This window comes from Lysobacter sp. Soil_C_15 (assembly GCF_057657315.1).
Genome location: NZ_JBDGIR010000009.1, coordinates 46,168 through 73,162 on the forward strand (window position 1 = coordinate 46,168; position 26,995 = coordinate 73,162).

The 26,995-nt window shown below is 69.5% G+C and carries 26 protein-coding genes and 1 pseudogene; 6 read left to right on the forward strand and 21 right to left on the reverse strand.

The window, feature by feature from the left end; all coding sequences use genetic code 11:
* Nucleotides 1–24: 24 nt before the first annotated feature.
* From AC3A57_RS18945 to nth, 16 genes are all read right to left on the reverse strand, one after another.
* Nucleotides 25–642: a glycoside hydrolase family 19 protein gene (locus tag AC3A57_RS18945; protein WP_487580338.1), complete on the reverse strand. Its 618-nt coding sequence runs from the start codon at nt 640–642 to the stop codon at nt 25–27.
* A 153-nt stretch (nt 643–795) separates the two neighbouring features.
* A complete protein-coding gene (locus AC3A57_RS18950; protein WP_487580339.1) occupies nt 796–1,776 on the reverse strand; it encodes a hypothetical protein in 981 nt (326 codons plus the stop codon).
* A gap of 31 nt (nt 1,777–1,807) precedes the next feature.
* Nucleotides 1,808–2,455, reverse strand: coding sequence for a ribonuclease T (gene rnt / locus AC3A57_RS18955; protein WP_221673218.1), 648 nt, complete (start codon nt 2,453–2,455; stop codon nt 1,808–1,810).
* A gap of 104 nt (nt 2,456–2,559) precedes the next feature.
* Nucleotides 2,560–3,240, reverse strand: a complete 681-nt coding sequence (locus AC3A57_RS18960; RefSeq protein WP_487580340.1) for an HvfX family Cu-binding RiPP maturation protein — start codon at nt 3,238–3,240, stop codon at nt 2,560–2,562.
* Between the two features lie 58 nt (nt 3,241–3,298).
* Entirely contained in the window at nt 3,299–4,075 is a 777-nt protein-coding gene (locus AC3A57_RS18965) for an HvfC family RiPP maturation protein (RefSeq protein ID WP_487580341.1), read from the reverse strand.
* Nucleotides 4,076–4,081: 6 nt separating this feature from the next.
* The gene (locus tag AC3A57_RS18970) at nt 4,082–4,939 is read right to left on the reverse strand and encodes an HvfB family MNIO-type RiPP peptide maturase (RefSeq protein WP_487580342.1); all 858 of its coding nucleotides are present in this window, start codon (nt 4,937–4,939) and stop codon (nt 4,082–4,084) included.
* 19 nt (nt 4,940–4,958) lie between these two features.
* Entirely contained in the window at nt 4,959–5,435 is a 477-nt protein-coding gene (locus AC3A57_RS18975) for an HvfA family oxazolone/thioamide-modified RiPP metallophore (protein ID WP_487580343.1), read from the reverse strand.
* A gap of 173 nt (nt 5,436–5,608) precedes the next feature.
* Nucleotides 5,609–6,124: an RNA polymerase sigma factor gene (locus AC3A57_RS18980; protein WP_487580344.1), complete on the reverse strand. Its 516-nt coding sequence runs from the start codon at nt 6,122–6,124 to the stop codon at nt 5,609–5,611.
* A gap of 312 nt (nt 6,125–6,436) precedes the next feature.
* Nucleotides 6,437–7,147 carry a phosphate signaling complex protein PhoU gene (gene phoU, locus AC3A57_RS18985; protein ID WP_487580345.1) on the reverse strand — a complete coding sequence of 237 codons (711 nt, stop codon included), beginning with the start codon at nt 7,145–7,147 and terminating at the stop codon, nt 6,437–6,439.
* Between the two features lie 109 nt (nt 7,148–7,256).
* Nucleotides 7,257–8,111, reverse strand: coding sequence for a phosphate ABC transporter ATP-binding protein PstB (gene pstB, locus AC3A57_RS18990; protein WP_487580346.1), 855 nt, complete (start codon nt 8,109–8,111; stop codon nt 7,257–7,259).
* Nucleotides 8,104–9,006 carry a phosphate ABC transporter permease PstA gene (gene pstA / locus AC3A57_RS18995; RefSeq protein ID WP_487580347.1) on the reverse strand — a complete coding sequence of 301 codons (903 nt, stop codon included), beginning with the start codon at nt 9,004–9,006 and terminating at the stop codon, nt 8,104–8,106. The genes pstB and pstA overlap by 8 nt, the downstream gene beginning before the upstream one ends.
* A complete protein-coding gene (pstC, locus tag AC3A57_RS19000) occupies nt 9,006–9,980 on the reverse strand; it encodes a phosphate ABC transporter permease subunit PstC (RefSeq protein ID WP_487580348.1) in 975 nt (324 codons plus the stop codon). The genes pstA and pstC overlap by 1 nt, the downstream gene beginning before the upstream one ends.
* A gap of 217 nt (nt 9,981–10,197) precedes the next feature.
* Nucleotides 10,198–11,280 carry a phosphate ABC transporter substrate-binding protein PstS gene (pstS, locus tag AC3A57_RS19005; protein ID WP_487580349.1) on the reverse strand — a complete coding sequence of 361 codons (1,083 nt, stop codon included), beginning with the start codon at nt 11,278–11,280 and terminating at the stop codon, nt 10,198–10,200.
* 557 nt (nt 11,281–11,837) lie between these two features.
* Nucleotides 11,838–12,818: a phosphate ABC transporter substrate-binding protein PstS gene (pstS, locus tag AC3A57_RS19010; protein WP_487580438.1), complete on the reverse strand. Its 981-nt coding sequence runs from the start codon at nt 12,816–12,818 to the stop codon at nt 11,838–11,840.
* 234 nt (nt 12,819–13,052) lie between these two features.
* Nucleotides 13,053–14,327 (reverse strand): OprO/OprP family phosphate-selective porin, encoded by a 1,275-nt coding sequence (locus AC3A57_RS19015; RefSeq protein WP_487580350.1) that lies wholly within the window; start codon nt 14,325–14,327, stop codon nt 13,053–13,055.
* A gap of 145 nt (nt 14,328–14,472) precedes the next feature.
* On the reverse strand, nt 14,473–15,105 hold the full coding sequence (nth, locus tag AC3A57_RS19020; RefSeq protein ID WP_487580439.1) for an endonuclease III: 633 nt from the start codon (nt 15,103–15,105) through the stop codon (nt 14,473–14,475).
* Between the two features lie 52 nt (nt 15,106–15,157).
* Here nth and AC3A57_RS19025 point away from each other — a divergent pair, with 52 nt between their 5' ends.
* Nucleotides 15,158–15,460: a hypothetical protein gene (locus tag AC3A57_RS19025; protein ID WP_487580351.1), complete on the forward strand. Its 303-nt coding sequence runs from the start codon at nt 15,158–15,160 to the stop codon at nt 15,458–15,460.
* A gap of 14 nt (nt 15,461–15,474) precedes the next feature.
* Here the strand turns inward: AC3A57_RS19025 and AC3A57_RS19030 are convergent, their stop codons facing one another.
* Both AC3A57_RS19030 and AC3A57_RS19035 read right to left on the reverse strand, forming a co-directional pair.
* On the reverse strand, nt 15,475–15,915 hold the full coding sequence (locus tag AC3A57_RS19030) for a hypothetical protein (RefSeq protein WP_487580352.1): 441 nt from the start codon (nt 15,913–15,915) through the stop codon (nt 15,475–15,477).
* Between the two features lie 8 nt (nt 15,916–15,923).
* Nucleotides 15,924–16,706: an enoyl-CoA hydratase/isomerase family protein gene (locus AC3A57_RS19035; RefSeq protein WP_487580353.1), complete on the reverse strand. Its 783-nt coding sequence runs from the start codon at nt 16,704–16,706 to the stop codon at nt 15,924–15,926.
* Between the two features lie 240 nt (nt 16,707–16,946).
* Between AC3A57_RS19035 and AC3A57_RS19040 the strand changes: the two genes are divergently transcribed.
* The 4 genes and pseudogenes from AC3A57_RS19040 to AC3A57_RS19055 all read left to right on the forward strand — a co-directional run bounded on the left by AC3A57_RS19040 (nt 16,947) and on the right by AC3A57_RS19055 (nt 21,404).
* Complete coding sequence (locus AC3A57_RS19040; protein ID WP_221673203.1) at nt 16,947–17,633, forward strand: FKBP-type peptidyl-prolyl cis-trans isomerase N-terminal domain-containing protein; 687 nt, start codon at nt 16,947–16,949, stop codon at nt 17,631–17,633.
* 151 nt (nt 17,634–17,784) lie between these two features.
* Nucleotides 17,785–18,623 (forward strand): annotated as a pseudogene (locus AC3A57_RS19045) (NUDIX hydrolase).
* Nucleotides 18,620–19,471, forward strand: a complete 852-nt coding sequence (locus AC3A57_RS19050; protein ID WP_487580354.1) for a sulfurtransferase — start codon at nt 18,620–18,622, stop codon at nt 19,469–19,471. The pseudogene AC3A57_RS19045 and the gene AC3A57_RS19050 overlap by 4 nt, the downstream one beginning before the upstream one ends.
* 589 nt (nt 19,472–20,060) lie before the next feature.
* A complete protein-coding gene (locus AC3A57_RS19055) occupies nt 20,061–21,404 on the forward strand; it encodes a substrate-binding domain-containing protein (protein ID WP_487580355.1) in 1,344 nt (447 codons plus the stop codon).
* 116 nt (nt 21,405–21,520) lie between these two features.
* On the opposite strand, the gene AC3A57_RS19060 is transcribed toward AC3A57_RS19055, so the two are convergent.
* Nucleotides 21,521–22,279, reverse strand: a complete 759-nt coding sequence (locus AC3A57_RS19060; RefSeq protein WP_487580356.1) for an enoyl-CoA hydratase/isomerase family protein — start codon at nt 22,277–22,279, stop codon at nt 21,521–21,523.
* Between the two features lie 371 nt (nt 22,280–22,650).
* On the opposite strand from AC3A57_RS19060, the gene AC3A57_RS19065 reads away from it, so the two are divergent.
* Nucleotides 22,651–23,094: a copper chaperone PCu(A)C gene (locus AC3A57_RS19065; RefSeq protein ID WP_487580357.1), complete on the forward strand. Its 444-nt coding sequence runs from the start codon at nt 22,651–22,653 to the stop codon at nt 23,092–23,094.
* 356 nt (nt 23,095–23,450) lie between these two features.
* Here AC3A57_RS19065 and AC3A57_RS19070 read toward each other — a convergent pair whose 3' ends face one another.
* On the reverse strand, nt 23,451–23,849 hold the full coding sequence (locus tag AC3A57_RS19070; RefSeq protein WP_487580440.1) for an acyl-CoA thioesterase: 399 nt from the start codon (nt 23,847–23,849) through the stop codon (nt 23,451–23,453).
* Nucleotides 23,850–24,070: 221 nt separating this feature from the next.
* Nucleotides 24,071–26,989 (reverse strand): excinuclease ABC subunit UvrA, encoded by a 2,919-nt coding sequence (gene uvrA / locus AC3A57_RS19075; protein WP_487580358.1) that lies wholly within the window; start codon nt 26,987–26,989, stop codon nt 24,071–24,073.
* Nucleotides 26,990–26,995: the final 6 nt, after the last annotated feature.

Here is a 26,995-nt window from a genome sequence, read left to right on the forward strand (position 1 = left end):
CAGCGATGCGGGCGTGACCGCCGATCACGCCGGCTCCAGCGCGCTGGCGAACAACTCGTCGAAGCGGCGGGCGATGTCGGCGATGGTCTGGGCCTTATCCATGCCGTTGATGATCCGCCGCGCATCCTCGTAGTTCGGCGCCTGGCCCGGCTTGAAGTAATGGTCGAGCTTCTTGCCGGTGAACCAGCCCTTCTTCATGCCTTCCATCGCGATCGCGTAGGCGATCTCCGGCTGCTTGGCGTCGTCGGGCTTGCCCAGCAGGTCGACGCCGAGCAGCTTGCCGGCGCGTTCGTAGTTGGTGCGTCCGGTCAGTTGCACGTAGCCGCGGCCGTGGTAGCGCGCGCCGTCGCCGGGCTTGGTATTGCCCAGCGCCTTGCCGATCCGGGTGTGCGCGCCGTACAGGCGCTCGAAGCGCGCATCGTCGCCGAACTCGTCGATCGGGCGCAGGGTATGCGCGGTCTCCCACTTGAAAGTGGCCATGCAATAGGCGATCTGCTGCCGGTGCACCGGGCTGTCGCTGAAGCTGCGGTCCTGTTCGATCCGCCCCATCAGGAAACGCAGCGCCTGTACCAGATCGGCGCGCAGCGGGCCGAAGCGCCGGCGGTAGCCGTCGAGAAACTGCTCGTCGTCGAAAGCGAACATCCTGTCCTCCCGTCCTGGGCCCCGACCCGCGTCGCGGGCCGGATCGGCGGCACAGCGCCGCTCGCACTCCAGGAAACGAGGCCGCACGAGGCGGGCGGCCAGGACGGGCATGTTGCGCGCGCGCAACATCGGTGCGCGCGATCGCTATGCGCCTCAGTCGAGCCGATAGCGCTCGGCCACGGCCTCGGCGGCGCTGTCGTACTGCCATAAGACGTACTCGAACGCTTCGCCGCGCGGCACGCCGGCTTGGCGCAGGTCGGCGCCCCACTGCTGCAGCCGGCGGCGATCCAGGCTCCGCCTCAGCGATGCCTGCACGAGTCGGCGTCGTTCCGCATCGACGAATGCCGCCGGTAGCGCGTCCGGCACGATCGGCTTCGAGGGCGCGTCCAGCAGATGGGCGTTGAGCCAACCGGCGGGGTGGAAGCTGCCGTTGTCCAGCGCGCTCGGATAAGCGCCATCGATGAGGACCGGCGCCGCGCCGGCCAGCCAGACCACCCAGCCGGCGCGCCAGAACGGGTCGGCGATGCGCATGACCGAATCCAGCCAGTTGGCGAGCCGCCCGGGATCCAGGTAGGTTGCGATCAAGATGCAAGAGGCGGAAAACGCGTCGCTCGGGTCGAGCATGTCGCCGTGCCGGGTTCCGCGCTGCCACGGCGAGCAGAAGGCGTTTTCCTGCATGCCCGACGCGCCCCAGAGCGAGGTTGCGAACATCGCCCGGCCCAGCGTATCGAGCAGGTCCTGGCGCAGGTTCGCGGGCAGGCGTTCGCCATCGGGGTAATGGACGAAGGTGGCGGTGATCAGGCCGCTGAGCAATCGATCGTCGTCGACCGCTGCCGCGTCGGATCGGCCGAGCAGTTCCAGCGCACGCGGCAGCAGGAACGCGAACCACAGGCTCCATTCGCGCAGCGGGCCGAATGCGGCCGGCCCGGAAGCCAGTTCGTGCAGCGCCGAGTCGAGTTCGTCCCGGGGCCATCGAGACGGATCGTCGTGCATCAGCGCCGGGTACATGCGCCGGGTCTCGCCCATGAACCAGGCTTCGCCCATCGGCTGTTTCGGCACCCGGGTCAGGGCGCGCAGGCGCTGCAAGGCGGCTTGATCCGGGCCCTGGCCGGGCACCCAACGGTACGGATTCATCGACACTCCCTGTCGGCCGAATACAGCCCGCTCAGCCGCGCGCGGCGCCGGCCGGCCAGGCGTTGACGATCTTGCAGAACAGCTCGGCGGTGCGTTCGGTGTCGTAGACCGCCGAATGCGCCTCCTGCGCGTTCCAGGACAGGCCGGCGGCCTGCACGGCGCGGGCGAGCACGGTCTGGCCGTAGGCGACGCCGGCCAGGGTCACGGTGTCGAACACGCTGAAGGGGTGGAAGGGATTGCGCTTGTGGCCGCTGCGCGCGACCGCGGCATTGAGGAAGTTGAGGTCGAAGTGGGCGTTGTGGCCGACCAGGATCGCGCGCTGGCAGCCGTGGCGCTTGACCGCCTCGCGCACCGGCGCGAACACCTGCTCCAGCGCCTGCCGCTCGGGCTTGGCGTCGCGGAACGGGTGGTCGATGTCGATGCCGGTGACTTCCAGCGACTTGGGGTCGATCAGGGTGCCCGGGGCGGGCACCACATGGGCGCTGGCGACCGCGCCCGGCACCAGTCGGCCTTCGCCATCGAGCTCGAGCGGCTGCACGGCGATTTCCAGCAGGGCGTGCTTGTTCCAGTCGAAACCGCCGGTCTCGACGTCGACGACCACCGGCAGGTAGCCGCGGAAACGGGTGGCGAGGGTAGGGGGCGCGACGGGAGCGGTTGCGATGGGGCCGGTTTCGATCATGGGCGGAAGCCTAGCAGGTTGATGCTGAGCCTTCGTCCGTACGCGGCCCCGGCCTCGCGCATGGCCGCCGCCGCGGTCCAGCCGCGGCGGCAGGCAGGGGCGGTTCAGTTCGCCGGCGCGAGCGCGCAGCCCGGCGCGCGCCGGGCGCCGACGAGCAGGGCCGCCGCGCCGAGTCCGGCCAGGGCCAGGCCCGGCGCCGGCAGCAGCATCGCCACGAGCAGGCCGAACGGCGCCAGGACCAGGCCCCAGCCGAACAGATCGGCGCTCGGCGCGGTCGCCGGCAGCGCCGCGCGGCGCGTCAGCCAGGCGTCCAGGCTCAGCCGCCCGGCGCCGCCGAGGATCAGCGGCCACAGCATGGCCAGGAAGATCAGCGGCAGCTTGTAGTTGCCGGCGCCGCTGTCGCGGATCGCATAGCCTTGCGCCAGTTGGGCCAAGCCCATCCAGTCCTGCGGCCAGTGCACCGCGGCGGTGGCGACCACGGTCAGCGCGAATAGCGAAGCGGCGGCGAAGCGGGTGGCCAGGCCGAGCAGCAGCGCGGCCGCGCCGAGCAGTTCGAACCAGGTCGCCAGCGACCAGCTCAATGCCGCCGGCACGCGGTCGAACGGGAACGGGAAGTTGGCCATGATTTCGCCGAACCAGTTCTCGCCGCGCAGTTTCTCGCGTCCGGATTCGAAGAACTCCCAGGCCAGGATCAGGCGCAGGCCCACGGGCGCCAACCAGGCGCCGACGCCGGCGAGGCGATCGCGCAAGGACAGGCAGGACTTGATCAGGCAGAACGACGGCATTGCGGGCACTCCACGGTCGCGCCGGAAACGCCGGCGCTTTACCGATAAGAGGCGCCGCTCAGGCCGAAGGGTTCGCCGCGGCGAAAAAAATCACTGCGTTGGCGCGCATCTGCCGCAGCAGGCCGTGGCCGAGTTCGAGGAACCCGGCCGGATCGTCGCTGCCGGCCTCGGCGGCGAGCGCGGCGAGTTGTTCGCGCGCGCTCAACTGCGGCGCCTCGCCGATGCGTTCGATCAGGCGGTAGGCCAACGGGCTGAGTTCGGAGAAGCGGACCTCGCCGTCGGCCTCGCGGCGCAACAGCAGCAGGCTCGGCGCGGCGGGGGCGCGGTCGGGTTCGAAATCCGGGCCGATCCGGTGCACCGGCCAAGCATAGGCCAGCGGCCAGGCCAGCGGCGACAGTTGCGGCACGTGTTCGAGCAGGTCGGCATCGGCGATGCCGGCGTCGTCGCGGGGCGCCTGCGCCTCGCTGAGCTGCAGGGCGAGTTCGACCCATTCGTAATGCGCCAGCTCGGACAGGAACGGCGGGTCGTCCGCGTTCTCGCGCTGCTCCAGGTAGCGCATGAACTCGCGCGCGATCTCGGGGAACAGCGGGGTGCGGCAGCGGTGGTCGCGAAAGAAGTCGCGCACCATGCGCGGCCAGCGCTCGTCGCCGAGCAGGCGGCGGATGACCGGGAAATTGCCGGCCAGCAGGCCTTCGATGTTGTTGAACAACAGGTCGCGGTAGATGCCCAGGCGGCGGTCTTCCAGGCCGGCCGGGGCCGGGCTGGCCTGCGGGTCGCGCAGGTGCCGGGTCAGTTCGAATTGCTGCGCGCGCAGGCGCGAGGGAGCGTCGTTCATGGGCAGTCAGCCGCGCGCGCGACGGGCGGCGGCCGGCGCGGCCTGGGCCAGGATCCGGCGCACCTGGCCGAGTTCGCCGATCAGTTCTTGGTAAGGCGGGAAGTTGAAGTCGCGTTCGAGCAGGGTCGGGCGCTGGCCGAACAGCCGGTAGGCCTCGCCGAGCAGCGACCACACCGCGTCCTTGACCGGCGCGCCGTGGGTATCGACCTTGAGGTCTTCGGCCTCGTCGTAGTGGCCGGCGACGTGCAGGTAGGCGATCCGCTCGGCCGGCATCGCGGCCAGGAAGGCGCGCGCGTCGTAGCGGTGGTTGATCGAATTGACGTAGACGTTGTTGACGTCGAGCAACAGCTCGCAGTCGGCCTCGGCCAGTACCGCCAGGGTGAACTCGATCTCGCTCATCTCCTGGTGCGGCGCGGCGTAGTAGGAGGCGTTCTCGATCGCGATCCGGCGCCCGACCAGGTCCTGGGTGCGGCGGATGCGCGCGGCGACGTGGCGCACCGCCTCTTCGGTGAACGGAATCGGCAGCAGGTCGTAGAGGTGGCCGTCGTCGCTGCAGTAGCTCAGGTGCTCGCTGTAGCAGGCGACCCGGTGCTCGTCGAGGAAACGCCGGACCCGGACCAGGAAGGTCTCGTCCAGCGCCTCGGTGCCGCCCAGCGACAGCGACAGGCCGTGGCAGACCAGCGGGTGGCGCGCGCCGAGTTCGCGCAGGGCCTCGCCGTAGCGGCCGCCGACGCCGATCCAGTTCTCCGGCGCGCATTCGAGGAAATCGAAATCCCCGTCCGCGGCGGACTGCAGCGGGCCCAGCAGGGCCCGCCGCAGGCCGAGGCCGACGGCATCCGGTTTCAGGGGACGCGTGCCGTCCATCGTCATCGCGTGGCGGCGATCAGACCGAACCGCCGCACTTGCCTTCGCCGCACTTGCCCTCGCCGGCCTTCTTGGCCGCCGGCTTGGCGGCGGCGGGCTTGGCCGCGTCCTTCTTGTCGCCGCCGCACTTGCCCTCGCCGCACTTGCCTTCGCCGGCCTTCTTCTCGCCGCCGCACTTGCCTTCGCCGCACTTGCCTTCGGCGTGCTTCTTGTCGGCGCCGCACTTGCCTTCGCCGCACTTGCCCTCGGCGGCCTTCTTGTCGGCGCCGCAGCTGCCTTCCTTCGCCTTCTTGTCGGCGCCGCAGGTGCCTTCGGCCTTCTTGGCGTCGGTGGCCTTGGCGTCGGCGGCCTTGTCGGCGGTCTGCGCCGACTGCGCGCCCAGCAGGTAGCCCTGCGACAGGTCGGTCATCGCGAACGCGGAAGCCGACAGGCTCAGGCCGCCGATCAGGGTGGCGCCGAGGGCGAGAGCGACGGGCTTCTTGATTTGCTTGGACATGGAATGACTCCTACGTGGCGATGTCGGCGGTTATCCGCCGGTTGGGATGACGGTCCGACAGGTCGGGTCCGTGGTTTGCGCTGAATTCGGGTTTGCGGGTACGGAGCATGGGTCGAACCAAAGGGAATACGCAATCCGGCGCGGCCGGGTGCCATGCGGCGGGCGGCGCCGGGTCAAGTCTGCAGGTACTCGCGGGCGAGCACGCGGGCGCGGTGCAGGCGCGACTTGACCGCTTCGCGGGTCATGTCCAGGCGCGCGCCGAGCTCTTCGACGGTCAGCCCTTCCAGGTCGCGCAACAGGATGATCTCGCGGTAGTGCGCGGGCAGGGATTCCAGCGCGGCGGCGACGTCGTGGCGCCACTCGACCGGTTCCGGGGTCGTCACCGGCATGATCTCCTCGCCGATCGGCTGGCCGGCCAGCAGGCGCCGGGCGCGCTTGAGCCGGTTGCATTCGCGCTTGACGATGCGGAAGGTCCACGACACGAAGCATTCCAGCACGCGCAGGTCGCGCAGCTTGCGCGAGACGGTGATCAGGCTTTCCTGGACCGCGTCCTCGACGTCGTTGATGACGCAGTAGAACTCGGCGTAGCGCCGCAGGTCCTGGCGCGAATGCGTCAGCACGCGTTCGAGCGCCGCCCGATCGCCCGAGCGGGCCGCCGCCAAATCTCCGTTGGCCATCAGCAGGGTCATGCCGGTCCTCCTCCGGGTTGCCAAAATACACCGCCGCGCAGCGCTGCGGGCATGTACCAAGAGTCGGGGGAGGGGCGGATGGGTTCGCGCAACGCGACCGGGGTCGCGTTTTGTTCAGAACGGATTCAGTCCACGCCGCGTGAAACCGTTTGCATGCGCGGCATCGCGGCGAAATCGCGATGCATCGGCCGGCCCGCGCCTGCGTGGCGCGGCGGCAAACGGCGAAGACGAGCCTGCCGGACCGACTTCGGCGCAGGCCGGATTATGTTGCGGCGCAGCGCGGACGGGCGCGTCCGGCGTCCGTCCGCGGGCTCAGACCGGGCTGGCGGTGTTGGTGTCGTCGCGCTTTTCGCGCGGCGGCAGCGGATGCTCGCCCTTGACCAGGAACCAGACGTTCTCGGCGATGTTGGTGGCGTGGTCGCCGATGCGCTCGATGTTCTTGGCCATGAACAGCAGGTGCGTGCAGGCGGTGATGCTGCGCGCGTCTTCCATCATGTAGGTCAGCAATTCGCGGAAAAGGCCGGTATAGGCGGTGTCGATCTCGGCGTCGCGCGCGCGCACCCGCTGCGCCAGCTCGACGTCGTTGTCGCGGTAGGCGACCAGCACGTCGCGCAACTGCGCCACCGCCAGGGTGCCCAGGGCGTGCAGGCCGGCCACGTGCGGCAGCGGCGGCGCCAGGTTCAGCGCGGTCGATCGCTTGGCCACGTTGGCGGCGTAGTCGCCGACCCGCTCGATGTCCGAGGCGATCCGGATCGCGGCCAGGATCTCGCGCAGGTCGCGCGCCATCGGGCCGCGCAGGGCCAGCTTCATGACGTCGTGGCTGATCTCCTGCTCCAGCGCGTCGATCGCCTCGTCGTTGGCGATGATCCGCTCGGCGGCCTTGTCGTCGCGGCGCTGGACCACGTCGAGCGCGGCTTCCAGCTGAGCGGCCGCCATTTCGCCCATGCGCAGGGTCTCGTCGAGCAGCCGGCGCTGCTCGTCGTCGTAGCTTTTGACGATGTGGTCGTGCATGTGGTTGCTCATGTTCGGGACTCGGAGTTTTCGGGACTCGGGACTCGGGACTCGGAACTCGAAGGGATGAGGAGGGATCGGCTGCGGCTTTGCCGAATCCCCAGTCCCGAGTCCCGACCGATCAGCCGAATCGGCCCGTGATGTAGTCTTCGGTCTGCTGCTTGGTCGGCTGCGAGAAAATCTGTTCGGTCGCGCCGTGCTCGATCAGGTCGCCGAGGTACATGAAGGCGGTGAAGTCGGAGACGCGCGCGGCCTGCTGCATGTTGTGGGTCACGATCGCGATGGTGTAGTCCTTCTTCAGCTCCTCGACCAACTGCTCGATGCGGCTGGTCGAGATCGGGTCCAGCGCCGAGGTCGGTTCGTCGAGCAGCAGCACGTCCGGGCGCAGGGCCACGGCGCGGGCGATGCATAGACGCTGCTGCTGGCCGCCGGACAGGCCGAGCGCGCTCTGGCCGAGCTTGTCCTTGACCTCGTCCCACAGCGCGCCCTGGCGCAGGGCCTGCTCGACGCGGTCGTTCATTTCCGACTTGGACAGCTTTTCGTGGTGGCGGATGCCGTAGGCGACGTTCTCGAAGATGGTCATCGGGAACGGCACCGGCTTCTGGAACACCATCCCGACTTTGCTGCGCAACCGGTTCATCGGATAGCGCGCGTCGAGGATGTTCTCGCCGTCCAGCAGCACTTCGCCGCGCGCCTCCAGCTTCGGGTACAGGGCGTAGATGCGGTTGAAGATGCGCAGCAGGGTCGACTTGCCGCAGCCGGAGGGGCCGATCAGCGCGGTGACGCGCTTTTCCGGTATCTCCAGGTCGATGTTCTTCAGCGCGTGGAACTTGTCGTAGTAGAAGTTCAGGCCGCGCGCGGCGAGCTTGACCGGCGCGTCGGCGGATGCCGCGCGCTCCGGAGTGGCGACGGTGAGGCGGGGCTCGTTCATGGCGGCCTGGGTACGGGCGGCGGAAATGTTGGACAGGTCAGTCATTGGAGATCCGATTGCGCAGCACCAGGGTGCGGGCGAGCAGGCTGACGATCAGGACGAAGAAGGTGAGGACCAGGGCGCCGGCCCAGGCCAGGGTTTGCCAGGTCTCGTACGGGCTGCCGGCGAACTGGTTCATCACTACCGGTACGCTGGCCATCGGCTGCAGCACGTTGTGGTTCCAGTACTGGTTGCCGAAGGCGGTGAACAGCAGCGGCGCGGTCTCGCCGGAGATGCGCGCCAGGGCCAGCAGCACGCCGGTGACGATGCCGGCCGAGGCGCTGCGGTACAGCACCTGCACGATCACCTTCCACTGCGGCACGCCCAGCGACAGCGCCGCTTCGCGCATCTGCGCCGGAACCAGGCGCAGCATCTCGTCGGTGGTGCGCACCACCACCGGCAGGACGATGAAGGCCAGCGAGATCGCGCCGGCGAGGGCGGAGAAATTGCCGCCGGTCTGCATCACCACCAGGGTGTAGACGAACAGGCCGAGCACGATCGACGGCGCCGACAGCAGGATGTCGTTGACGAAGCGCACCACGGTGCCGATCTTGCGCCCGGCGCCGTACTCGGCCAGCCAGGTGCCGGCGGCGATGCCCAGCGGGGTGCCGATCGCGATCGCGATCGCGCACATCACCGCGCTGCCGAAGAAGGCGTTCATCAGGCCGCCTTCCTGCATCGGCGGCGGGGTGTTCTGGGTGAACAGCGCCCAGTCGATCCCGCCCAGGCCCTTGGCGATCAGGGTGTAGAGGATCCAGCCGAGGAAGAACAGGCCGAACCCGGCGGCGGCGCAGGCCAGCAGCACCGACACGGCGTTGACCAGGCGGCGCCGGCGGTACAGGGCGTCGGCGGTGCGGTGGCGCTGCTGCAGGGCGGGGTCGGCGGTAACGGCGGCGCTCATCAGGTGCCCTCCTTGCGCGAGAGTTTCAGCAGCATCAGCCGCGCGGCGGCGAGCACGACGAAGGTGACGATGAACAGCACGAAGCCGAGCAGCAGCAGGGCCGAGCGATAGGTCTCGGTGGCTTCGCCGAAGTCGTTGGCGATCAGCGCGGCGATGGTGGTGCCGGGTTCGAGCAGCGAGGCCGAGAAGTTGACCGAGTTGCCGATCACGAAGGCCACCGCCATGGTCTCGCCGAGCGCGCGGCCCAGGCCGAGGAAGATGCCGCCGATCACCGCCGAGCGGGTGTACGGCAGGACGATGTCCCAGCTGACCTCCCATCGGGTCGAGCCCAGCGCGTAGGCCGATTCCTTCAGCCGGGTGGGCACGGTCAGGAACACTTCGCGCATCACCGAGGAAATGAACGGGATCACCATGATCGCCAGGACGATGCCGGCGGTGAGCATGCCGATGCCCAGCGGCGGGCCCTGGAACAGCTTGCCGATCACCGGCCAGGTGCCGACGTGGTCGTTGAGCCAGGGGGTGACGTGTTCGGTCATCACCGGGACCAGCACGAACAGGCCCCACATGCCGTAGATGATCGAGGGGATGCCGGCGAGCAGTTCGATCGCGGTGCCGATCGGGCCGCGCGCCCAGCGCGGCGCGACCTCGGTCAGGAAGAAGGCGATGCCGAAGCTGATCGGCACCGCGATCAGCATCGCGATCAGGGCGGTGACCACGGTGCCGTAGATCGGCACCAGCGCGCCGTACTTGTCCTCGACCGGGTTCCATTCGGCGGTGACGAAGAAGCTCAGGCCCTCATGGGCGAGCACGTGGCGGCCGCCCCACAGCATCGACAGCGCCGCGCTGGCGAGGGCGAACAGGACGAAGACGACGGTGGCGGTGAGCGCGTAGCGGAACAGGCGGTCGTTGCGCGCGTCCTTGACGTCGCGCGCGGCGGGCGCGGTCGGGGCGGCGGGTAGGGCGGTCGCGTTCATTGGCGGGTGTCGGTCCGGCGGGGCCACGCGTGGGATTGGGGTTGCTGGCGGGTGTTGCGGTGAAGCGTTGTGCCGTCATCCCCGCGAAGGCGGGGATCCAAAGCCTTCAGCGTTTTGCTTCCTGCCTGGAAGCCGTATCGCGATATAGCCCTGGATCCCCGCTTTCGCGGGGATGACGCACCGGCCCGCGCTCGCCTTGCGCGCGCGGGCCGGCGCGTCACTTGAACTCCGCGCCCCAGTACGCCTCGATCTGCTTGACCAGTTCCGCCGGCAGCGGCACGTAGTCCAGCGACTGCGCCTGGGCCTGGCCGTTCTCGAACGCCCACTTGAAGAAGGCGCGGGTGTCGGCGCTGCGCTTGGCGTCCTTGGGCTGCTTGTGCATCAGGATGAAATTGGTCGCGGTGATCGGCCAGGACTTCTCGCCGGCGGCGTTGGTGATCACCAGGTTGAAGTCCTTGGCGTTGGCCCAGTCCGCGGTCGCGGCGGCGGCCTGGAAGGCCTCGGCGCTGGGCTGGACGAACTGGCCGGCCGCGTTCTGCAGCTGGGTGTGGGCCATCTTGTTCTGCAGCGCGTAGGCCAGCTCGACATAGCCGATCGAACCCTTGATCTGCTTCACGTACGAGGCCACGCCCTCGTTGCCCTTGCCGCCGACGCCGCCCGGCCACTGCACCGAGGTGCCTTCCCCGACCTTGGTCTTCCACTCCGGGCTGACCTTGGACAGGTAGTTGGAGAAGTTGAAGGTGGTGCCCGAGCCGTCGGAGCGGTGGACGATGTTGATCTTCAGGTCGGGCAGGGCCACGCCCGGGTTGGCCGCGGCGATCTTGGCGTCGTTCCACTTCGCCACCGTGCCGAGGAAGATCTCGGCCAGCAGCGGACCGGTCAGGCGCAGCTGGCCCGGGGCGATGCCGTCGACGTTGACCACCGGCACCACGCCGCCGATCGCCGAGGGGAACTGGCCCAGGCCGGCCGCGGCGAGCTCGTCGCTGGCCAGCGGCTTGTCCGAGGAGCCGAAATCGACCGTGCCGGCCTTGATCTGGGCGATGCCGCCGCCGGAGCCGATCGACTGGTAGTTGACCTTGGCGCCGGTGGCCTTGTGGTAGTCGTCGGACCACTTGGACAGCAGCGGGTAGATGAAGGTGGCGCCGGCGCCGGTGATCTGGGCGGCGACCGGGTCGCCGGCCGGGGCGGCCGCCTCGGTCTTGGCGTCGCCGGCCGGGGCCGGGGACTGGTTGCCCGAGCACGCCGCGGCGGCGAGCGCGATGGCGAGGGAGAGGACGGCGATACGGGCCGGCGATTTCATGGCTGCTCCAGGAGGGGGCCGGCGTGGGCGCCGGCTGGGTGGCGCCATTTGATGATCTTTTTGTTACACCGCTATGACATGGATCGGTAACGAATCTGTAGCGAAGCGCCGTTCCGGGTGCCGCAGGTCGCGGTTTGGCGGGGTTGGGCTGCTGTCTGGCGGTCACAAAGCGCCCGGTTGGGGCTTTGGGGCGTGATCCGGTGCCGGCCGGGATGCGACCTGCGGCGGTGCGCAGGCGCCCGGGCCGAACCGCTTGGCCCGGCGGTCCGCGCGGCCCGGCTTCCGTGCTGGGACCGAGGGGACCGAGCGCGCTTGACTGCCTGCGCCCCCTGGCACCGCGGCTCTGCGGCTCCAATCGCAGCCTCGGCCCCGGCTCGGGCCCCGGCTCGGGCCTTGGCCCCGGGCCCAAGTCCCGACCCCCGCCCCCCGAATCCCGAGTCCCGAGGCCCGAGGCCCGAGTCCCGAATCGAAAACAACAACGGGCCCGAAGGCCCGTCGCGCGATCTGTTTCCCCTGGCGGCGACCGATAACCCCCGGTCCGGTCGCCTGCGGACCGATCAGTAGTTCATGTTCGCCGACCAGTAGGTCTCGATCTGCTTGACCAGCGCGTCCGGCAGCGGCACGTAGTCCAGCGACTTGGCCTGGGCGTCGCCGTTGGCGTAGACCCAGCGGAAGAACTCCTTGGCGTTCTTGGCGCCGGCGGCGTTCTTGGGCTGCTTGTACATCAGGATGAAGTTGGTCGCGGTGATCGGCCAGGAGTTCTCGCCCGGCGCGTTGGTCATGACCAGGTAGAAGTCCTTGGCGTCGGCCCACTTGGCGCTGGCCGCGGCGGCGGAGAAGGTCTCGTCGGTCGGCAGCACGTACTTGCCGTCGGCGTTCTTCAGGCGCGAATAGGCCATCTTGTTCTGCAGCGCGTAGGACAGCTCGACGTAGCCGATGCCGCCCTGGATCTGCTTGACGTAGGCGGCCACGCCTTCGTTGCCCTTGCCGCCGATGCCGGTCGGCCACTTCACCGCGGTGCCTTCGCCGACCGAGCTCTTCCACTCGCCGCTGACCTTGGACAGGTAGTTGACGAAGTTGAAGGTGGTGCCCGAGCCGTCGGAGCGGTGGACGACGGTGATCTTCTTCGCCGGCAGCTTGAGGCCGCCGTTGAGGGCGACGATCGCCGGGTCGTTCCACATCGTGACCTTGCCGAGGAAGATGTTGGCCAGGGTCTCGCCGTCGAGCTTCATCGCGCCGGAGGCCACGCCCGGGACGTTGACCACCGGCACCACGCCGCCGATCACCGACGGGAACTGGGCCAGGCCGAACTTGGCCAGTTCCTCGGGCTTGAGCGGGGCGTCGGAAGAGCCGAAATCGACCGTCGCGGCCTTGATCTGGGCGATGCCGCCGCCGGAGCCGATCGACTGGTAGTTGACCTTCTTGCCGGTGGTCTTGGCGTAGTCGGCCGACCACTTCGACATCACGGGATAGACGAAGGAAGCGCCGGCGCCGGTGACGTCGGCGGCCTGCGCGGTGACGGCGAGCGCGCTGGCCATGGCGATGGCGCTCAGGCGGAAGGACAGGGACTTGAACACGGAGGGCTCCTGAAAAGAGACGGCTGGCACGTAACCGTTGCCGCGCATTTCATAACGGTCCGATGACCGCTGCGAGGCAATTATGTGACAGCCGGATGACACGGCACGGGCCGTGCGCGGGAAAAATAAGGGCGCGGCAGCGCCGCGCCCGTAACGACCGTCGCCGATCGGAGGGGGAGAGATGATCGGAACCGCTTACCAGTAGAACTGGACGCGCGCGGTGATGATGTTCGGGCTGTCGTCGACCACGCGGTTGAAGGTGCGGTTGTTGTTGCGCGGGTCTTGCGAATAGGTCGCGCTGGTGCGGCCGATGTACTTGGAGCTGTCGACCATCGAGTAGTCGAGCATGAACTTGAAGTTCGAGCGCCAGTACCAGTTCACGCCGACGGTCCAGGCGTCCATCTCGCCGCCGAGCACGCCGGCGACGATCGGCGCAGCGGTCGGGGTCGCGCCGGGGCGCAGCGAGCCGTCGTTGAGGTCGATCTTGTCGTAGCGCACGCCGACCTGCCACATGCCGCTGGCGGGTTCGTCGGGCAGCGGGGTGGTCGGCACGCCGGCCTTGTAGCCCCAGGTTTCGCCGGTGATGTTCCACACGCCGCTGACGTACCAGCTGTCGCCGGTGAACTTCTTGCCCGGCTGGGTGCTGGCGCGGGTCGCGTAGCGGTCGAATTCCGAACGCATGTACTCGGCCTGCAGCTTGAACGGACCGCGCACCCACATCGCCTCGGCGCCGATGGTGTTCTGGCGGTCGACGTTGAGCAGGTTGCCGGTGTCGACCAGGCGGCCGGCGGCCAGGTCGGCCTGCGGACGGGTGCGGATGCGGGCGGTGTCGGCGTCGGTGTCGAGGTCGACGTAGGACAGGCCGAAGTGCAGCAGGTTGCCCTTCTCGTTGATCGGGGCGAAGGTGCCGCGCAGGCCGAAGCCGGCGCCGTGCGCCAGGTTGCGGGTCAGCTCGCGGCCGAAGTAGCTGGCGGTGATGCTCCAGTCGTTGCTGCCGTAGCTGTAGGCGGCGCCGAGGCGGCGGGCGACGCCGAAGGTGTTGGTGACCATCGCCTTGGAGACGAAGTCGTTGTTCTTGGTCGAGGACAGCTCTTCCAGGCTGTTGGGCTGCTTGAACTGGCCGACCTGGATGTAGTGGTTGCTGTCGCCGCCGAGCTTGTACTTGAGGTTGACGTCGAGGAACTTGTCGGCCTTGGCGTCGTAGCCGGCGACCCACTCGATGTTGCCCGGACCCTTGCCCTTCAGGACCAGCTCGGCGCGGCGCAGCTCGTTGTCGCTGTCCTTGCCGTCCGGCAGGTCGGCGTTGAGGTTCAGGACGTCGCTGTTGAAATCGTTGTAATCCGCCTGCAGCAGGCCTTCGAAGGAGACTTCGGAGTCGCCGATGACGTCCAGCGCGACTTCGGCATGCGCGGCGGGAGCGGCCAGCGCGGCGAGCAACGCTACGGCGAGGGTGTTACGCGAGAGTTTCATGGTCTAGCCCTGAGGCGTGGAGTGATGGCGCGCAGGCTAGGGTGTGAAAGTTGCGTAAATGTGACAGATCTGACTTATTTCTCCGGGATGACCGCGCGATGACGCCGGCGCAACCGTCCGGCGTCGAACCGGATTTCCTTGCGAATCAGACGGCTACGGGCTCCGGCTCGCCCGGCGTCTTGTCGGTAAAGCGGCACAGATCGCGGATCGCGCAATGCGGGCAATCGGGCTTGCGCGCCTTGCAGACGTAACGTCCGTGCAAGATCAGCCAGTGGTGGGCGTCCTGCAGGTAGGCCGGCGGCACCGCCTGCAGCAGCGCGTCCTCGACCGCGCGCACGTCCTTGCCCGGGGCCAGGCCGGTGCGGTTGGCGACCCGGAAGATATGCGTGTCGACCGCCATGGTCGGCTCGCCGAACGCGGTGTTGAGGACCACGTTGGCGGTCTTGCGGCCGACGCCGGGCAGGGCCTCGAGCGCGGCGCGGTCGCGCGGCACTTCGCCGCCATGACGCTCCAGCAACTGTTGCGACAGCGCCACCACGTTCGCCGCCTTGGTGTTGAACAGGCCGATGGTGGCGATGTACGGCTTGAGCCCCTCGACGCCCAGCGCGGCGATCGCCTGCGCGGTGTTGGCGACCGGGAACAGCTTGCGCGTGGCCTTGTTGACGCCGACGTCGGTGGCCTGCGCGGACAGCGCGACCGCGACCAGCAATTCGAACGGCGTGGCGTATTCCAGTTCGGTGGTCGGGTGCGGATTGAGCGCGCGCAGGCGCGAGAACATCTCCTCGGCTTCGGCCGGGCTCAAGCGCGGCGCGCGCTTGCCGGAGCGCGGCTTGGACGCGGGCGAGGACGACGCGGGCCGATGCGGCTTGGCCGCTGCGCGCGGCGTCGACGCAGTCTCTGTCGACGCCTTGGATCGCGACGGACGCGGTTTCGACGGCACCGGCTGGGCCGTGCCGGCTTTGGACTTCGCCTTTTTGGACGGTGGCGCTTTGGACGGCTCCGCTGTGGACGTCGCGGCCTTGGGCGCGGCGGTTGCGGCGGAGCGGGCGGCCTTCGGTCCGGAGGCGGCGGAGGGGCGTGCGGGGCGCTGGCGCGAGGCGGGCTTGGGCATGCGGACGATGCGGAGGCAGTAGGGCGGGTGAACGGTTCAGTCCGGCGGCCGGCCGGCGGCTTTCGCCTTGGCCCGGGCCAAGGCCGCGGCGGCGGCGGCGGGCAGCGCGGGACGCGGCGGCGCGGTCGCTGCGGCCGCAGGCGTCTGCGCCGCCGATGCCTGCGCGACTGCGACGGCCGTCGCCGCCACGCCGGCGCGTTGCGCCGCGCGCTCGGCGGCGCGGCGTTGCAGGCGCGCTTCGCGCGCCCGGTAGCGCTCGCGCGCGGCCAGCGCGCGCAGGCGCGCCTCGCGCGCCGCGCTCAGGCGCTCGCGGCAGTCCGGCGCGCAATGCGCGCAATCGGGCGCGACCGCGTCGGCCAGGCCCAGGTCCAGCGCGCGGTCGAGATCGTCCTCGGCCAGGGCCAGCACGATCGCGTGCGCGACGGCCGCATCGGCGGTGCAGCCGCAGCGGCAGGGCAGGGGCGCGGACGAGGCCATGGCGCGGTTCAGCGGCCGGCGAAAGCCGGCTTGCGCCGTTCCAGGAAGGCGCCGGTGCCTTCGCGCATGTCCTGGGTCGAGAACATCAGGCCGAACTGCGCGGTTTCGTATTCCAGGCCTTCTTCGATCCCGCATTCGCCGCCGACCGCGACGCAGTCGAGCACGCCGCGCAGGGCCAGCGGCGCCGAGGCGGCGAGCTGATCGGCCAGCTTGTAGGTTTCGCTCTCCAGCTCCGCCGCCGGCACCACCCGGTTGACGATGCCCAGTTGCTGGGCGCGGGCGGCGTCGATCGGCGCGCCGAGCAGGCACAGCTCCAGGGTCGCCGCGCGCCCGGCCAGGCGCAGCAGGCGCTGGGTGCCGCCGAAGCCGGGAATCAGGCCGAGGTTCACTTCCGGCTGGCCGATCTTGGCGTTGTCGCCGGCGATGCGCAGGTGGCAGCCCATCGCCAGTTCCAGGCCGCCGCCGAGGGCGAAGCCGTTGATCATGCCGATGACCGGCTTGGGCATTTTCTCGATCCGGCGCATCAGCTTCTGCCCGCGCAGGGAGAAATCGCGGCCCTGGACCGGGGTCAGACCGTTCATTTCGGCGATGTCGGCGCCGGCGACGAAGGCCTTGGGGCCGGCGCCGGTCAGGATCACCGCGCGCACCGCCGGGTCGGCCGCGGCGGCCTCGAAGGCGGCCAGCAGGGCGTCCAGGGTCGCGGCGTTGAGCGCGTTCAGCTTGTCGGGGCGATTGACGGTGATCTGGCGCACGGCGCCGCGATCGGCGATCAGCAGGGGCGATTCGGTCATGTGATGGCCGTTGGGTTTCGGGAAAGGGAGGCGGACGCGTCCGCCGCGGAACTCTGCGCCCGCGGCGCGGTCGTAGCGGGACGGCGTCAGTGGCGGTTAAGCGCTGCCGCCGGTATCCTAACCCGTCCTGTCGGCCGCTTACGACCGAGCCAGGGCTTTCAAATCGGGACAGGTTGACGATGTCCCCAGCCGATCGGGGCGGCGCAGGTCGCCCCGTGCCATTAGCGGAGATTCCACCGAATGAAGTTGCGTCTGATTGCTGCCGCCGTTGCGGCCCTGGCTCTGACCGCCGGCAACGCCGTCGCGCAGGACACTTCTACCGAGAAGGGCAAGCTGAGCTATGCGCTCGGTTACGACCTCGGCCGCAATGCCGTGGAAAGCGGCGAACAGGTCGACGTGAACACCATCGTCAAGGGCTTGCAGGACGGTTACTCCAAGAAGCAGCCGTCGGTGCCGGTCGACCAACTGCGCACTGCGGTGCAGAACATGCAGAAGCGCCAGCAGGACAAGGCCAAGGCCGAGTGGGACAAGGCCGCGTCCGAGAACAAGACCAAGAGCGACGCCTTCATCAACGCCAACAAGTCCAAGGCGGGCGTAAAGGCGCTGCCGAGCGGCGTGCAGTACCGGGTGATCGAGAACGGCACCGGCGCCAAGCCGACCCAGGCCAGCACCGTGGCCCTGGAAGTGGCCGGCCCGTACCCGTTCGGCGAGCGTCCGGCGCAGGCGCGTCCGGCCAACTCGATCCCGGCGATCAAGGTCAGCGAGATCGAAATGGCGGCGATGCGCGAAGTGCTGCTGCAGATGCCGACCGGCTCGAAGTGGGAAGTGACCCTGCCGTCGGACAAGGCCTACGGCGCCGACCCGCGCACCCCGTTCCCGCCGAACGTCGCGGTGCAGTTCGAGATCAAGCTGGTCAGCGTCAAGTAAGACCCGCTTCGCAACACCCACTTGCGCCGGCTCGTCCGGCGCAAGTCGTTTCTGCGGCCGGCGCCGTCCGGCCGCCGCATTCGCCGTGCGCGCGCCGGCTGCGGTCGGCCGCCGCGCGAGGCACAATGGCCGCATGGCCAGGTTGGACGACATGACGACTTTCCGCGCGGTGCTGAGCCCCTGCATCGGCATCTGCCAACTCGGCGACGACGGCCTGTGCCAGGGCTGCTTGCGCACCACGGCCGAGATCGCGCGCTGGTCGCAGATGAACGACGACGAGCGCCTGCGGCTGATGGAACAGGTGCTGCCGCTGCGCGAAACGGGCCGATGAGCCGGGCCGCGTTCGCCGAGGGCTTCGGCGCCGAATTCCTCGCCGCCGATTCGCCCGCGCGGATCCGCCTGCTGGCCGCGCTGCATCCGCTGGACGCCGCGCCGGAGAGCGACGGCTGGAACCTCGACGACCTCAGCGGCCTGCTGCCCGACGACGCTCTGCGCGCGCAGGCGGCGGTGCTGGTCGGGCTGGTGCCGCGCGCCGAGGGCGTGCAGGTGCTGCTGACCCGGCGCACCGACGGGCTGCGCCAGCACGGCGGCCAGGTCAGTTTTCCGGGCGGCCGGATCGAGCCCGACGACGTCGACGCGGTCGCCGCGGCGCTGCGCGAAACCCAGGAGGAAGTCGGCGTGCCGGGCGCGCTGATCGCGCCGCTGGGCTTCCTCGACCCCTTGGTCACCATCACCGGCTTCCGGGTGTTGCCGCTGGTGGCGACGATCGACCCGGGCTATGTCGCCCGGCCGGATCCGAACGAAGTGGCCGAAGTGTTCGAAGTGCCGCTGGCGTTCCTGCTCGACCCCGACAATCTCACCACCCGCGCGCTCGACTACAAGGGGCGGGCGCGCCACGTGCTCGAGTACCGCTGGCCGGACCAGCGCATCTGGGGCGCGACCGCTTCGATGCTGTTGAACCTGCGGCAACGACTGGAGACGATCCGATGATGCAGTGGACCACCCTGGTGTCGGCCGAAGACCTGGCCGCGGCGCTCGGCCGGCCGGACCTGATCGTGATCGACACGCGCACCTCGCTGACCGACCGCGCCGCCAGCGAGCGGGCCTACCGCGAGGCGCACATCCCCGGCGCGCGCTATGCCGACCTGGACCGCGACCTGTCCGACCATCGCAAGCGCGGCGGCGGACGCCATCCCTGGCCGGACGCGGCCGATTTCACCGCGCGCCTGGGCGAGTGGGGCGTCACCCCGCAGCACCAGGTCGTCGCCTACGACAGCGCCGACGGCGCGCTGGCTGCGGCGCGGTTGTGGTTCCTGCTGCGCGTGCTCGGCCACCGCCGCATAGCCGTGCTCGACGGCGGCTGGCAGCGCTGGAGCGCGCTCGGCCTGCCGACCGACGCCGAGCTGCCGGCGCCGCAGCCGGCGCGCTACGAGGCCGACTACGACCGTCGCCGGCTGCTCGACGCGCAGGACGTGCGGGCGCTGCTGGATTCCGGCGGCCTGTTGATCGACGCCCGCGCCGGCGAGCGTTTCCGCGGCGAAGTCGAGCCGCTGGACCGCGTCGCCGGACACGTGCCGGGCGCGCGCAACCGCGCCTTCGCCAGCAATCTGGCCGACGGCCGGTTCAAGTCGGGCGAGGCCTTGGCGCAGGAGTTCGCGCCCTTGCTCGGCGATCGCGCGCCGGGCGAAGTCGCGGCGATGTGCGGTTCCGGCGTCACCGCCTGCCATCACCTGTTGGCGATGGCGCACGCCGGTTTCGACGGCGCGGCGCTGTACACCGGTTCGTGGAGCGGCTGGATCGAAGACCCGCAGCGTCCGGTGGCGACCGGGCCGGAATGAGGATGTTGCGGTAGCGCGGCCGCGTACGCCGTACCGGTTGCTGTAGCAGCGGCGCCCCAAAGGGATTTCCTTCGGTCGCAAGCCGCGACGCCGTCCTGCCCGTCCGCCGTGTCTTGTCCTGGCCCCCTGTAGGAGCGGCGTCCCACAGGGATTTCCTCCGGTCATGAGCCGCGACCACGGGACGCGCAGAGAACCCAAGACCGTCGTCAGTGATCGAAGCTCGAAGCTATCGTCTGTAGGAGCGGCGTAAGCCGCGACCGCGTTGTTGCGGTCTCGCGCCGTTCGCCGTTCGAAGGCTACAAAAGCTTCAAAGCTTCAAAGCAAAGCTTCCGTCCGCAAGCGGCCGGGTCGCAACCGCAACGCATCGCAACGGTGGTCGTGGCCCCAGGGGAGGAGCGGCGCGAGCCGCGACCGCCATGTACGGTCTCGCTGCGTTCGCTTTGTGTGGCGATGTTGCACGCAGCGATTTGTTGCAGCCTGGCGAAATAAAGATATTCCGCTTCGTCATTAATGTGCTTCGCGTCGCGTAATCGCCGCGTCACAGGCCGTGCCCATTCTTGCGCGCACTCTTACAGGGGGAGTGCGCATCATGTTGCGCCCGGTTCTGAATTTCTTCGTCTCGATCCTGTTCTCGCTCGCGCTGTGCGCACAGGCGCACGCTCAGGACGCCGAGCGCGTGCGCATCCACGGCTCGCACACGCTGGCCTACGCGCTGACGCCGGCGCTGGCCGAGTCCTGGCTGCGGGATATCGGTTATGCCGGCATCCGCCACGTTCGTCCGCGCGCCGGGCTCACCGAAATCCATGCGCTGCGCGACGGGCTGCCGCTGGTGGTGGAGATCGAATCCAGCGATTCGGCGCGCGGCTTCGCCGATCTGGTCGAGGGCAATGCGCAGATCGCGATGATGACCCGGCGCCCGAACGCGGCCGAGCTCGATGCCGGCTGGCAGCTCGGCGATCTGGCTTCGCAGGATCAGGAATTCGCGGTCGCGCTGGACGGGGTCGCGGTGGTGGTCGCGCGCGGGCATCCATTGGTGCGCCTCGATATCGCGCAGCTGCGACGGCTGTTCTCGGGCCAGGCGCGCGACTGGCGCGAGTTCGGCGCGGCGGCGGGCGAAGTGCATCTGCATCTGATGCCGGGCGCAGGCGCGGTGCGCGACCTGATGGACGAGCGGGTCATGCGCGGCGCCGCGTTCGGCGAAGCGCAACTGCATGCCGATGCCGAGCAGTTGGTCGCCGCGGTCGCCGCCGACCGGCATGCGATCGGACTGATTCCGATCGGCGCGCACTACGGCGCCGGCACGCGCCCGCTGGCGATCGCCGACGGCGGCCGGGCGGTGGCGCCGACCCATACCGAGGTGCTGTCGGAGGACTATCCGCTGAGCCGGCGCTTGTACTTCTACGGCGGCCAGATGATGGGCGCCCTCAGCCGCAGCTTCGCCCTGTACGCGATGGCCCGCGCCGGCCAGCGCGCGGTCGCGCGCAGCGGCCACCTGGCGATGACCTTGATTCCGGGCCGGGCCCGCCGCGTCGTCCAGGGCCCCAGCGAGTACCGGCGACTGGTCGCCGATGCGGTGCGGCTGCCGCTGAGCCTGCGCTTCAATTTCGCCGGCGGCGGCGAAAGCGGGGTGGCGGCCAGCGTCTACGACAGCCGCACGGTGCGCGACCTCGACCGCCTGCGCCGTTTCATGCAATTGCCGCCGAATCGCGGCCGGCGTTTGCTGGTGATCGGTTTCGCCGACATCAGCGCCGGTTCGAGCATGGCGGCGATGATGATGAGCAACGACCGCGCCGACCTGGTCGCGCAGGAACTGATGGCGCGCGGCCTGCGGGTGGAGCAGGCGCGCGGCATGGGCACCGCGCTGGCGCTGGCCGCCGCCGGCGCTGCGGGCGCCCGCTATCGGAACGAGCGGGTGGAGATTTGGATGCTGTAACGCCAGTAGCGAGCGTAGAGGAAGCAGAAGCCAATGACAGCGCCGACGGAGCGACCCGCAAACGGCGCCATGGCCTTTGCGGGCTGTCCGCTCCTATTCGCTAACTGTTGGCCTGGTCACTTCCTCAACTTCGCCACCAGCGACTTCAACGCCGTTTGCGTATCGACCCCGTACCAGGCTTCGATGAAACGATCTAGTTCGATGTGCTCGGGGCGCAGCGCATCGACCAGGTCGGCGCGGGCGAGGGCGCGGGTGTGCAGCATCGCGCTGCGCGGCAGGCTCAACAGATGCTCCAGCCAGACCTTGCCGCGGGTGGCGACGTGTTCGATCTCGACCAACTCGTCGACCAGGCCGATGCGCAGCGCGGTTTCGGCGTCGACCAGTTCGCCGGCGACCAGCAGGCGCTCGGCGCGGTAGGTGCCGACCACGCGCCGCATCAGGCGCTGGATGCCTTCCGGCGCGACTAGGCCGACCTCGGTCTCGTTGAGGCCGATGCGGAACGGTCCGGATGCCATGATCCGGTAGTCGCAGCACAGCGCCAGCACGCAGCCGCCGGCCGGAGCGTGGCCGCCGATCGCCGCGACCACCGGCACCGGCGAGGAGGCCAGGCTGCGCGCCAGGCCGAAAAAGGCCTGCCAGGCCAGCAGCAGTTGATCCTTGCGCTCGCCCAGCGAGAGCAGGTACGGCACGTCGAGACCGGCCGAGAACACCTTCGGCCCGCCGCTGAGGACGATGCCGTGGGCGCCGTGGCTGACGGCGCTTTCCAGCGCCTCGCGGGTGGCGTTGCACAGTTGCGGATCGAGCGCGTTGACCGGCGCGCGGCTCAGGCGGATCTCGACGATGTCGCCGTGGGATTGGGTTTCTACGAAGCTCATGAGTTGAGGTCCTGGGGCCAGCGATAACGCACGGTGTGGGTCGGCCAGGCATGGCCTGCGGCGGCGATCGCCGGATCGACGCCGGCGTGGCGCGGGTCCGGGCGTTCGCCGGCCGATCGGACGACACGATCCCCCAATCGCTGCGGCGCGGCAAGGGTCGGGCGATGCGAACCGTGGCGGAGTGCGGTTTCGCGCTGCGGCGATGGCTGCGTAACTATTCGGTGGCGGCTTACCCGGTACGGTTGTCGGGAGCGGAGCGGAGAGCGAGAGAGCGGGGGCGCTCGCCACTCGTTCCTCTTCACTCGTTCCTCTCAACTCCCCTTCACCGCCCTCGGCGCTATCATGGGGTCATGAACGCATCTCGCATCGCAATGGGACTCCTGCTGGCGCTGGCGATCGCGGCGCCGTCCGCGGCGCTGGCCGCATCGGCGGCGCCGGCCAAGCGCTGCGCAGCGCAGGTCCGCGAAGGCTGGTTGCGCTTGCCGCCGATGCAGATGCCGATGATGGCCGGCTTCGGCCGGATCGAGAATCGTTGCGCGGCGCCGGTGGTCATCGTCGGCGCCAAGAGCGCGGCCTTCGGCGAGGTCAGCCTGCACGAGACCCGGGTGGTCGACGGGGTCAGCAAGATGCGGCCGGTGCCGGAGCTGCGGATCGCGCCCGACGGCGCGGCGGTGCTCAAGCCGGGCGGCCTGCACCTGATGCTGATGCAGCCGCACAAGCCGCTGAAGGCGGGCAGCCGGATCGCGGTGGAGTTCGCGCTGAAGGACGGCGGCACCCTGCTGGGCGAATTCGAAGTACGCAAGCCGACGCCCTGAGCGCGGCTGCCGATCTTCGCCCGGCGAATCCGCGTTTCCCCTGGAGGAGCGGCGTAAGCCGCGACTGCAAGGTGCGCAGAAGATGCGAGCGTCTCCGCGCCATTGGCAATCGCTTTGCCGCATCCTCGCGGCCGCCTGCATGCGGGTCAGCGCGGTTTGGTGCGGCGCTGCGAGATGGCGAAAGGCTAGAAGCTAGAAGCTAGAAGCTAGAAGCTAGAAGCTAGAAGCTAGAAGCAAATCCCCCCTGGCCCCCCTTTTTCAAAGGGGGGAATGGCAGTCGAGGGGGGAGGCTGCATTCAACGGGACGGCGAAGGCCCCGCGCAGGGCGCAAGCGCCGCGCAGGACGGTCGGTCGGATCAGGCCGGGCTGCAGGCCGTGCGCACGGCTTGCGGGAGGGCGGCGGCCTGGCCGGTTTCGCGATGGATCCAGACCACCACGACGTTGCCGTCGCAATACAGCGCGGAAGGATCGTTGGCGCCGACGATGCGGTGGCCGACGGTGACGCTGGTGGTGCCCAGGCGCTCGACGAACAGCTCGACGTCGATCTCGTTCGGCCACTCGATCGGGCGGCGGTAGTTGAGGTGGGCGGCGGCGACCACCGGCGCGACGTGGTCGTCCATGCCATGGCCGGGCAGGGTCACCATCCAGCGCAAACGCGCTTCCTCGAGGTAGCTGAGGTACTTTGAGTTGTTGACGTGATTGAAGGCGTCGAGGTCGCGCCAGCGCACCGACAGCGGCACCTTGATCAGCGCGATCGGCGCGGGCGCGACGGCGGGCGCGGGCGCGCTCGCCGGCGCAGCGGAGACCGCGGCGGTAGCGGCAAGCGCTGCCGGAACGACCGCGGCTTCGGCCGCCACCGCGGCAGGCGTCGCGGCTTCGACGGCGACGGCGGCCTCGGGTTTCTTGCGCGCGCGCGGGGCGCGCTTGCGCGGCGCCGGCTTTTTCTTGCCGGCGGCCGGCGTGGACGGGGTATCGGTCATGCAGCGGACTTCTTCTTGGCGCGCGTGGCGCTGGTGGCGGATTTGGCAGGTTTGGCCGCCGGCTTCTTGTGCGTATCGGCCGCGGGCAGGCCGAGCAGGGGGGCGAGGAAGCGGCCGGTATGCGAATGCGGCAGCGCGGCGATCTGCTCCGGCGTGCCGGTGGCGAGAATGGTGCCGCCGCGGTGGCCGCCTTCCGGGCCCAGGTCGACGACCCAGTCGGCGGTCTTGATCACGTCGAGGTTGTGCTCGATCACGACCACGGTGTTGCCATCGTCGCGCAGGCGGTGCAGCACCGCCAGCAGGTGCTCGATGTCGTGGAAATGCAGGCCGGTGGTCGGTTCGTCGAGGATGTACAGGGTGCGGCCGGTGTCGCGGCGCGACAGTTCCTTGGACAGCTTGACCCGTTGCGCCTCGCCGCCGGACAGGGTGGTCGCGCTCTGGCCCAGCTTGATGTAGCTCAGGCCCACGTCCATCAGCGTTTCCAGCTTGCGGGCGATGCTCGGCACGGCCTCGAACAGGCTCAGCGCGGCTTCGACCGTCATCTCCAGCACGTCGTTGATGTTGAAGCCCTTGTACAGGACTTCCAGGGTCTCGCGGTTGTAGCGCTTGCCGTGGCAGACGTCGCAGGGCACGTAGACGTCGGGCAGGAAGTGCATCTCGACCTTGATCAGGCCGTCGCCCTGGCAGGCCTCGCAGCGGCCGCCGCGCACGTTGAAGCTGAAGCGGCCCGGCGAGTAGCCGCGCGCGCGCGCTTCCGGCACCTGCGCGAACAGTTCGCGCAGCGGGGTGAACAGGCCGGTGTAGGTGGCCGGGTTCGAACGCGGCGTGCGCCCGATCGGCGACTGGTCGATATCGACCACCTTGTCGAACAGCTCGATGTTCTCCACCGACTTGTACGGCGCCGCGGTCTGCGAGGCGCCGTTGAGCTCGTTGGCGGCGATCACGTACAGGGTGTCGTTGATCAGGGTCGACTTGCCCGAGCCGGACACGCCGGTGACGCAGGTCAGCAGTCCTGCCGGGATGTCGAGGTCGACGTCCTTGAGGTTGTTGCCGGTCGCGCCGCGCAGGTGCAGCATCGACTTCGGGTTCGGCTTGTGGCGCTGCTTGGGGATGTCGATCTTGCGCTTGCCGCTGAGGTACTGGCCGGTCAGCGAGCGCGGCGCCTTGAGCACGTCCTGGAACGAACCGTGGGCGACCACTTCGCCCCCGTGCACGCCGGCGCCGGGGCCGATGTCGACGATGTGGTCGGCCAAGCGGATGGCGTCCTCGTCGTGCTCGACCACGATCACCGTGTTGCCCAGGTCGCGCAGCCGGGTCAGGGTGCCGAGCAGACGCTCGTTGTCGCGCTGGTGCAGGCCGATCGAGGGTTCGTCGAGCACGTACATGACGCCGACCAGGCCGGCGCCGATCTGGCTGGCCAGGCGGATGCGCTGGGCCTCGCCGCCGGACAGCGAGTCGGCCTTGCGTTCCAGGGTCAGGTAGTCCAGGCCGACGTCGACCAGGAAGCGCAGGCGGTCGACGATCTCCTTGACGATCTTGACCGCGATCTCGCCGCGCCAGCCCGGCAGTTCCAGGGCCTTGAAGAACGACAGCGCCTCATCGACCGGCAGCACCACCAGTTCCGGCAGCGGCCGCTCGGCGACGAACACGTTGCGCGCCGAACGGTTCAGGCGCGCGCCGGCGCACTCGGGGCAGGGGCGCTGGCTGATGTACTTGGCCAGTTCCTCGCGCACCGCCGCCGACTCGGTCTCGCGGTAGCGCCGCTCCAGGTTGGGCACGATGCCTTCGAAGCGATGCTTGCGCTGGCTGCGGCCGCCGTTTTCGGTGAGGTAGGTGAAGGTGATGGTCTCGTCGCCGCTGCCGTACAGCACCGCCTTCTGCACCGGCGCCGGCAGCGACTGCCAGGGCGCGTCGACGCTGAAGCGGTAGTGCTTGGCCAGCGACTGGATCAACTGGAAGTAGTAGGCGTTGCGGCGGTCCCAGCCGCGCACCGCGCCGGCGGCCAGCGACAGCTCGGGATGGGTGACCACCCGGCCGGGATCGAAGAACTCGGCCACGCCCAGGCCGTCGCAGGTCGGGCAGGCGCCGACCGGCGAGTTGAACGAGAACAGGCGCGGTTCCAGCTCCGGCAGCGAGTAGTCGCAGACCGGGCAGCTGTACTTGGACGAGAACAGCAGCGGCGCCGCGTCGGCCTTGTCCAGCGAGACGACCTGGGCCATGCCGTCGCCGAGCTTGAGCGCGGTTTCGAAGGACTCGGCCAGGCGCTGCTTGATGTCCTCGCGCGGGCGGAAGCGGTCGACCACCGCCTCGATGGTGTGCTTGACCCGCAGCGCCAGCGGCGGCACCGCGTCGATCTCGTACAGCTCGCCGTCCACGCGCACGCGCACGAAGCCCTGCGCGCGCAGCTGTTCGAACACTTGCGCGTGCTCGCCTTTGCGCTCGCGGATCACCGGCGCCAGCAGCATGTAGCGCTGCTCCGGGTCCAGGGCCAGGACCTGGTCGACCATCTGGCTGACGGTCTGCGCTTCCAGCGGGTAGTGGTGGTCGGGGCAGCGCGGCGAGCCGACCCGCGCGTACAGCAGGCGCAGGTAGTCGTAGACCTCGGTGATCGTGCCCACGGTCGAGCGCGGGTTGTGCGAGGTCGATTTCTGCTCGATCGAGATCGCCGGCGACAGGCCTTCGATGTGGTCGACGTCGGGCTTTTCCATCACCGACAGGAATTGCCGCGCATAGGCCGAGAGGGATTCGACGTAGCGGCGCTGGCCTTCGGCGTAGATCGTGTCGAAGGCCAGCGACGACTTGCCCGAACCGGACAAGCCGGTGATCACGATCAGCTTGTCGCGCGGCAGATCGAGATCGATGTTCTTGAGGTTGTGCGTCCGCGCGCCGCGGATGCGGATGTAGTCCAGCGCCATCGGGTG